This window comes from Actinomadura formosensis NBRC 14204, from assembly GCF_001552155.1.
GTDB classification, from domain to species: domain Bacteria; phylum Actinomycetota; class Actinomycetes; order Streptosporangiales; family Streptosporangiaceae; genus Spirillospora; species Spirillospora formosensis.
Genome location: NZ_BCQQ01000042.1, coordinates 42,771 through 50,096 on the forward strand (window position 1 = coordinate 42,771; position 7,326 = coordinate 50,096).

The 7,326-nt window shown below is 73.6% G+C and carries 8 protein-coding genes; 7 read left to right on the forward strand and 1 reads right to left on the reverse strand.

Features of this window, described 5'->3' with window-relative positions:
* The first annotated feature begins 4 nt into the window (after window positions 1-4).
* The 7 genes from AF1_RS13825 (at window position 5) to AF1_RS13855 (ending at window position 6,942) form a co-directional block, all read left to right on the forward strand.
* Window positions 5-1,363, forward strand: coding sequence for a ferredoxin reductase family protein (locus AF1_RS13825; protein WP_067797786.1), 1,359 nt, complete (start codon window positions 5-7; stop codon window positions 1,361-1,363).
* Window positions 1,364-1,372: 9 nt separating this feature from the next.
* Window positions 1,373-1,801, forward strand: a complete 429-nt coding sequence (locus AF1_RS13830) for an FMN-binding protein (protein ID WP_067797788.1) — start codon at window positions 1,373-1,375, stop codon at window positions 1,799-1,801.
* Window positions 1,794-2,600, forward strand: coding sequence for an FAD:protein FMN transferase (locus AF1_RS13835; protein ID WP_084262867.1), 807 nt, complete (start codon window positions 1,794-1,796; stop codon window positions 2,598-2,600). Before AF1_RS13830 ends, AF1_RS13835 begins: the two co-directional genes overlap by 8 nt.
* 87 nt (window positions 2,601-2,687) lie before the next feature.
* Window positions 2,688-3,536, forward strand: coding sequence for a universal stress protein (locus AF1_RS13840; RefSeq protein WP_067797791.1), 849 nt, complete (start codon window positions 2,688-2,690; stop codon window positions 3,534-3,536).
* A gap of 146 nt (window positions 3,537-3,682) precedes the next feature.
* Window positions 3,683-5,056, forward strand: coding sequence for an amino acid permease (locus AF1_RS13845; RefSeq protein ID WP_067797794.1), 1,374 nt, complete (start codon window positions 3,683-3,685; stop codon window positions 5,054-5,056).
* 28 nt (window positions 5,057-5,084) lie between these two features.
* On the forward strand, window positions 5,085-6,299 hold the full coding sequence (locus AF1_RS13850) for an arginine deiminase (protein WP_067797797.1): 1,215 nt from the start codon (window positions 5,085-5,087) through the stop codon (window positions 6,297-6,299).
* Window positions 6,300-6,360: 61 nt separating this feature from the next.
* Window positions 6,361-6,942, forward strand: coding sequence for an Rv1733c family protein (locus tag AF1_RS13855; RefSeq protein WP_067797800.1), 582 nt, complete (start codon window positions 6,361-6,363; stop codon window positions 6,940-6,942).
* Window positions 6,943-6,958: 16 nt separating this feature from the next.
* On the opposite strand, the gene AF1_RS13860 is transcribed toward AF1_RS13855, so the two are convergent.
* The coding region (locus tag AF1_RS13860) for a sensor histidine kinase (RefSeq protein WP_255218803.1) at window positions 6,959-7,326 on the reverse strand (368 nt) is incomplete at its 5' end.

Consider the following 7,326-nt stretch of genomic DNA (forward strand, 5'->3'; position numbering starts at 1 on the left):
CGGCATGACCACGACCAGGTACGACATCCCGAGGCCCGCCGCGCCGGCACCGCGCCCGGCCTGGCGCGTCCCGTCCTCATGGCCGCAGGTCCTCATCTACGCCGGCGCGGTGCTCGTGCTGGGGCTGTGGTGGCGGAGCACCGGCTCGGTCACCGGGCTGGACGGCTGGCTGACCGAGGCGGGGCGCGTCACCGGCCTCCTCGCGGGCTACGGATGCGCCGTCCTGCTGGCCCTGATGGCCCGCATCCCGGCGCTGGAACGCGGTGTCGGCACCGACCGGCTGGCCCGCTGGCACGCGATGGGCGGGCGGTACACCGTCTGGCTCACCACGGCGCACGTCCTGCTGATCATCTGGGGGTACGCGGTGACGTCCGGCACGGACGTCGTCCACCAGACGGCGACCGTCGTCCTGGACTACCCCGAGATGCTCAAGGGGACGGCCGGGTTCGTCCTGCTGCTGGGCGTCGGGATCATCTCGGCCCGCGCGGCGCGGCGCAGGCTGCGCTACGAGACGTGGCACTACCTGCACTTCGCGACCTACCTGGCGATTTTCTTCGCGTTCTCGCACCAGCTCGCCAACGGGGCCCAGTTCGTCGGGAACGCCTGGGCGCGGGCGGCCTGGTACGCGCTGTACATCGGGGTCGCCGTCACCCTCGCCTGGTTCCGGTTCCTGATGCCGGTCGTCGGCGGGATCCGGCACGGGCTGCGGGTCGCCGCCGTCCACACCGAGGCGCCCGGGGTCGTCTCCGTCTACATGACCGGACGGGACCTGGGCAGGCTGGGCGCCGAGCCGGGGCAGTTCTTCCGCTGGCGCTTCCTCGCGCCCGGCCTCTGGTGGACGGCCAACCCGTACTCGCTGTCCGAACCGCCCCGCGGGCACCGGCTCCGGATCACCGTCAAGGAGGCCGGGGACCACAGCCGCGCCCTGGCCCGGCTCCGGCCCGGGACGCGGGTGTGGGCGGAGGGCCCCTACGGCGGCTTCACCGGGGCGCGGCCCCGCCACGACCGGGCACTGCTGCTCGCCGGCGGCGTCGGCGTCACCCCGCTGCGGACGCTGTTCGAGACGCTGCCCGGCGACGTCACCCTGGTCTACCTCGCCCGCCGCCCGCAGGACCTGGCGCTGCGCCGCGAACTGGACGCCGTCGCCGCCGCCCGGGGCGCCCGCGTGCACTACTTCGTGGACGAGCCGTCCCGCTACTCGCTGCCGCTGACCGGGGAGGCACTGCGGTCCGTCGTCCCCGACGTGCGGCACCGGGACGTCTACCTGTGCGGGCCGCCCGGCATGGCCGCCGCCGCACTGCGCGCCCTCCGGCAGGCGGGCGTGCGGCGCCGCCACATCCGCACCGAGTCGTTCGAGTTCTGAGAGGCGGGCATGCGCCGAATCGTGATCACCACCGGTACGACGGTCGCGGGAGTGGTCCTGCTGCTGTCGCTGAAACCCCACCACCAGGCGGTCTCCGCAGCGCCGCCGACCGGCCCGGAGCCGTCCGCCCCGGGCGGGAGCGCGGCCTCCGCCGGTCCGGCGAGCGGAACCTACCGGGGACGGACCGTCCACACCCGATACGGGCCGGTCCAAGTCGAGATCACCATGGCGAAGGGCCGGCTCACCGCCGTCCGGGCGCTGCGCACCCCCTCCGAGAACGGCCGTGACCGGGAGATCGCCGCCTTCGCGATCCCCCGCCTCAACCGGAAGGCCGTCGCCGCGGGCGGCGCCCGCATCGACACCGTCTCCGGCGCGACCTACACCAGCGAGGGGTACATCACGTCCTTGCAGAGCGCCTTGGACCGCGCCCATGCCTGAGACGATCCGCCACGTCGAGCACGTGATGGGAACGGTGTTCACGTTCGACGTCCGCACGGCGTCCTCGCCCGCCATCACCGACGCGCTGGCGGAGGCCGTCGCCTGGCTGCACCACGTCGACCGCGTGTTCTCCCCGTACCGTCCGGACAGCCAGATCACGCGGCTCGCCGAGGGCCGCGTCACGATCGGCCAATGCGATGCCGAGGTCGCCGGCGTCCTCCGCCGCTGCCGGGAGCTGGAGCGCCGCACCGGAGGGGCGTTCACCTGCGAGCCGGGCGGGCGGCTCGACCCCGGCGGGCTCGTCAAGGGATGGGCGATCGAGCGGGCGTCGGCGATCCTGCACGAGGCCGGCGCCCACGACCACTGCGTGAACGGCGGCGGCGACGTCCAGGCGCGCGGGGCCGCCCGGTCCGGGCGGCCCTGGCGGATCGGGCTCACCGACCCGCACCACCGCGACCGGATCATCGCCGCCGTGGCCGGACACGACCTCGCCGTCGCCACCTCGGGCACCGCCGAACGCGGCGCGCACATCGTCGACCCGCGCACCGGACGTCCCGCGACCGGCCTGGCCTCCCTCACCCTGGTCGGACGGCATCTGACCGACGTGGACGCGCTCGCCACCGCCGCCTTCGTGATGGGCGACGCCGCACGCGCCTGGGCGGGCGCACATCCCGGCGTCGAGGCGCTGGCCGTGACGTCCGGCGGCTCGGTGTGGTGGACGCCGGGCTTCGAGGACGTCGCCCTGTTCCTGCCGCGCGAGGGCGCCGGCGCGCTGGAAGCGCGGGACGGACGCGGTTGACGCGGGGACGAAGGTCCCTACGTGCCCGCCGGGCGGGCGGCCGACGCTGAGATCGGTTCAGTGTGCCCCCGCCTGGAGGAGGAGACCATGTCCACACGAAGAGCGGCCGTCCTTGTCGGAACCGACGGTTCCCCGTCCGCGGACCGCGCCATCGGCTGGGCGGCCGACGAGGCCGCGCGGAGCGGCCGGGAGCTGCGCATCCTGCACGTCCTCGAAACCCCCACCAAAACGGCCCCCGGGAAGACGGCCGGCGACACCGACGCCCTGGTGGACTCCTGGACGCCCGTCCTGCGCGGCGCGCAGGACCTGGCCCTGCGCCGTCAGCCGGATCTCAAGGTCGAGACCATGCTCGTCCACGACCGCGACATCGCGGCGGGGCTGCGCCAGTACGCGGGCGAGGCCACCGAGGTCGTGATCGGCCACCGCGGACGCGGCGGCTTCGCCGAACTGCTGCTCGGCTCCACGGCGCTGCACCTGGCCGGCCACTTCCCGGGCCCGGTCGTCGTCGTCCGCGGCCGGGACGACGGGACGGCCGGCGAGATCGTGGCCGGGGTGGACCTGGTCGAGGATCCGGCACCGGCGCTCGACCACGCCTTCGCCGCCGCCTCCGCCCGGGGCGCGCGGGTCCGGGCCCTGCACGCCTGGCGGCCGGCGCCGCTCGCCTACGAGGCGGGCGTGGACCTGGAGCGGACCAGCGACGTCTACCGCGGCCAGCTGGCCTCGATCCTGGTGTCGTGGCGGGAGCGGTACCCCGGCGTCGAGGTCATCGAGGACGTCGTCATCGGCCATCCCGTCGAGGCGCTCGTGCTGGCGTCCGCGAAGGCGGACCTGGTCGTCGTGGGCTCCCGCGGCCGGACGCTGCCGCTCGGCTCGGTGAGCCACGGCGCGATCCACCACGCCCGCTGCCCGGTCGCCGTCGTCCGCTCCTACGACTGACCCCGGTTCCGTCCCGGCCGGGAACCGGCAGGCCACGGGAGAGGACCTTGGTCCGGTCCACTCAGGACCAGCGCCCGGCGACCGGACCGGGGGCTCGATGATCCGCTGGATATGCGGCGATCACGCCGCATACCGAAGGAGGCGCTATGACCGCGCAACCGACCCGCCGGAGACTGGGGCTGTGGATGGCCACCGCTCTCGTGGTGGGAAACATGATCGGATCGGGCGTGTTCCTGCTGCCCAGCTCGCTGGCCGAGTATGGGCCGATCAGCCTGGTCGCCTGGGTGTTCACCGCGGCGGGGGCGATCCTCCTGGCGCTGGTGTTCGCCCGCCTCTCGCGGGCCTACCCGAAGACGGGCGGCCCCTACGCCTACGCGCGCCGCGCGTTCGGCGACTTCGTCGGGTTCCAGACGGCCTGGGGCTACTGGATCGCGGTATGGGCCGGGAACGCGGCGATCGCGGTCGCGTTCGTCGGCTACCTCGCGCACTTCTGGCCCGAGCTGGGCGACGACAAGGTGCTGGCCGCCGCGGTCGGCCTGGCGGCGATCTGGCTGCTGACGGCCGTCAACAGCTACGGGATCCGGCAGGGCGGCGCCGTCCAGGTCGCCACCACGGTCATCAAGCTGGTGCCGCTGCTGCTCATCGCGGTCGGCGGGCTGTTCTTCATCAAGTCCGGCAACTTCGGCGAGTTCAACGCCAGCGGCGGCAGCGCCTTCTCGGCCGTCACCGCCGCCGCCGCGCTGACGCTGTGGTCGTTCATCGGCCTGGAGTCGGCCACCGTCCCCGCCGAGGACGTGGAGAACCCGCAGAAGACCATCCCCCGCGCCACCGTCGCCGGGACCGCGGTCACCGCACTGATCTACATCCTCGGCACCGTCGCCGTCCTCGGCCTGGTGCCGGCCGCCGCGCTGGCGACCTCGACCGCGCCGTTCGCGGACGCCGCCGACGCGGCGTTCGGCGGCTGGGCCGCCGACCTGGTCGCGGTCGGCGCCGCGATCAGCGCGTTCGGCGCCCTCAACGGCTGGATCCTGCTGCAGGGCCAGATCCCGTTCGCGGCGGCGCGGGACGGGCTGTTCCCCCGCGTGTTCGCCCGCACCGGACGCGGCGGCACCCCGGTCGTCGGGCTGGTCGTCTCCAGCGTCCTCGTCACCGGGCTGATGCTGATGAACTACAACGCCAGCCTGGTCGACCAGTTCACCTTCATCATCCTGCTGGCCACCCTCACCACCGTCATCCCGTACGCCTACGCGTCCATCGCCGAACTGGTGCTGCTGGCCACCGACCGCGCCGCGTTCTCCGGCGGGCGGCTCGCCCGCGACGCCGTGATCGCGACGCTGGCGTTCGGCTACACCGTCTGGGCGATCGCCGGCGCCGGCTACGAGGTCGTCTACAAGGGCACGCTGCTGATCTTCGCCGGGATGCCCGTCTACGCCTGGCTGAAGTACCGCGACCAGCGGGCCGCCGTGCGGGCCGTCCAGCCGGAACCGCCCGCGATGCCGCCCGCGGACCAGGCCGCCTGAAGCGGCCGAGCGAAGGAAGGAATGCTCCGTGTTCACCGTCTCCTCCGAAGTCGGGCGGCTGCGGCAGGTCCTGCTGCACCGCCCCGACCTCGAACTGCTCCGCCTCACCCCGGCCAACAAGGACGACCTGCTCTTCGACGAGGTGCTGTGGGCCAGACGCGCCCGCCAGGAGCACGACGTGTTCGCCGACACGCTCCGCGAGCGCGGCGTCAACGTCCACTACCTGGCGGACCTGCTCACCGAGACCCTCAAGCTCGACAAGGCCCGCGACGAGATCCTCGACCGCACCGCGTCCGAGATCACGCTCGGCCCGACGCTGGCCGGCCCGGTCCGCGACGCGCTGACCGACATGGACCCGGCGACCCTCGCCCGGCACCTGATCGGCGGGCTCACCAAGGCCGAGCTCGGCCTGGCCGCCCACAGCCTGCTGCTGTCGTCCCTGGACGACGGCGACTTCGTGCTGGCGCCGCTGCCCAACCACCTGTTCACCCGCGACCCGTCCGCCTGGATCTACGACGGGGTCACCCTGCACCCGATGGCCAAGGCCGCGCGGCGCCGCGAGACCGTGCACCTCAGCGCGATCTACCGGCACCACCCGCTGTTCGCCGAGCAGTACGTGCCCGTCTGGTATCCGGGCGCGGACTTCACCCTTCCCTCGCTCGAAGGCGGCGACATCCACGTCCTCGGGCGCGGCGTCGTGCTGATCGGGATGAGCGAGCGCACCACCCCGCAGGCCATCGAGCTGCTCGCCCAGCGGCTGTTCACCGCCGGCACGGCGCAGCGGGTCGTCGCCGCACAGTTGCCGAGGCGGCGCGCGTTCATGCACCTGGACACGGTCATGACGATGGTCGGCCACGACACCTTCACCGTCTATCCGGAGCTGCCGCCGCTGCGGTCCTACACCCTCACGCCCGGCCACGACCACGGCCGTGAGGTGCTGGTGCACGAGAACGAGGCGCTGTTCCCGGCGATCGCGCGTGCGCTGGGCCTGCCCCGCGTCCACGTACTGACCGCACAGCAGGACGTCAGGGCCGCCGAACGCGAGCAATGGGACGACGGCAACAACGTCCTGACCATCGAACCCGGTGTCGTCGTCGCCTACGAGCGCAACGTCACCACGAACACGATGCTCCGTCACAACGGCATCGAGGTCATCACCATCCCCGGCGGTGAACTCGGCCGCGGCCGGGGCGGGCCCCGCTGCATGAGCTGCCCTCTCCAGCGCGACGAGGTGCCCGCCTAGCAGAGTGCCCGCCCAGTGAAGGGCCCGCCCAGCGGAAAGGCCGGAGGAAAGGAACGGCGTCATGAAGGCCATGGAGACCATGTGGACCCGCGCGGACCGCTGGCGCCGCAGTTGCGGTCTGGACGACAACGACATGCGGCGTGATGTGGACCGGCTCCAATGGAGGCTCGGCGTGCTGCTGCTCATGGTCTTCCTCTGCGCGGCCCCGCCGCTGAGCGCGCACGCCGTCCGCTCCGTTCACGAGTCCGGTGTGCGGAAGGAACGGTACGAGGCCGCGACACTGGAGCGTGTCGAGGCCACCATCGTGAAAGTGGGGGAGGCGGAGGGCCGGCGCCGGGTCACCGTCTCCTGGACCGCGAAGGACGGAACCCCGCGGACCGGTGACTACACGACCTGGCGGGGCGCCGAGGTCGGGGACCGCCTCATCGTCTGGGCGGGCGGCGGCACCGTGACGAACCGGCCGCCGCGCGGCCACACCCAGACGGTCGTCCTCGCCGCGTCGGCGGGGACGGGCGCCGCCCTCGCCGCGGGCCTGCCGCCGCTCGGCCTCTACGCGCTGCTGCGCAGGCGGTGCGACCGGCGCCGCTACCGGCTGTGGGACGCCGAGTGGGCGCGCTTCGACAGCCGTCACATCGGCCCGTGACCGGGCCGGGACCCGGTCACACCTCCCTGAGCGGAACCTGCCAGATCAGCCGTGTCCCGCCGCTCGGACGCGGCTCGACGGTGCACGTCCCGCCCAGGCCCTCCGCCCGTTCGCCCATGTTGCGCAGGCCGCTGCGGCGGCCGCCCTCGGGGATGCCGATTCCGTCGTCCTCGACCCGCAGGATCAGCTCGTCGCCGACCTCGACGCGCACGATGGTCTCGGCGGCCTGGGCGTGCCGGGCCACGTTCGACAGCGCCTCCCGGACGACGGCGAGAAGATGCTCGGCGGTGTCCATGTCGACGACCGTGTCCAGCAGCCCGTCCAGCCGCACCGAGGGCGCGAACCCGAGCTGCTCCGCCGCCGCGTCGACCAGGCCGTGCAGCC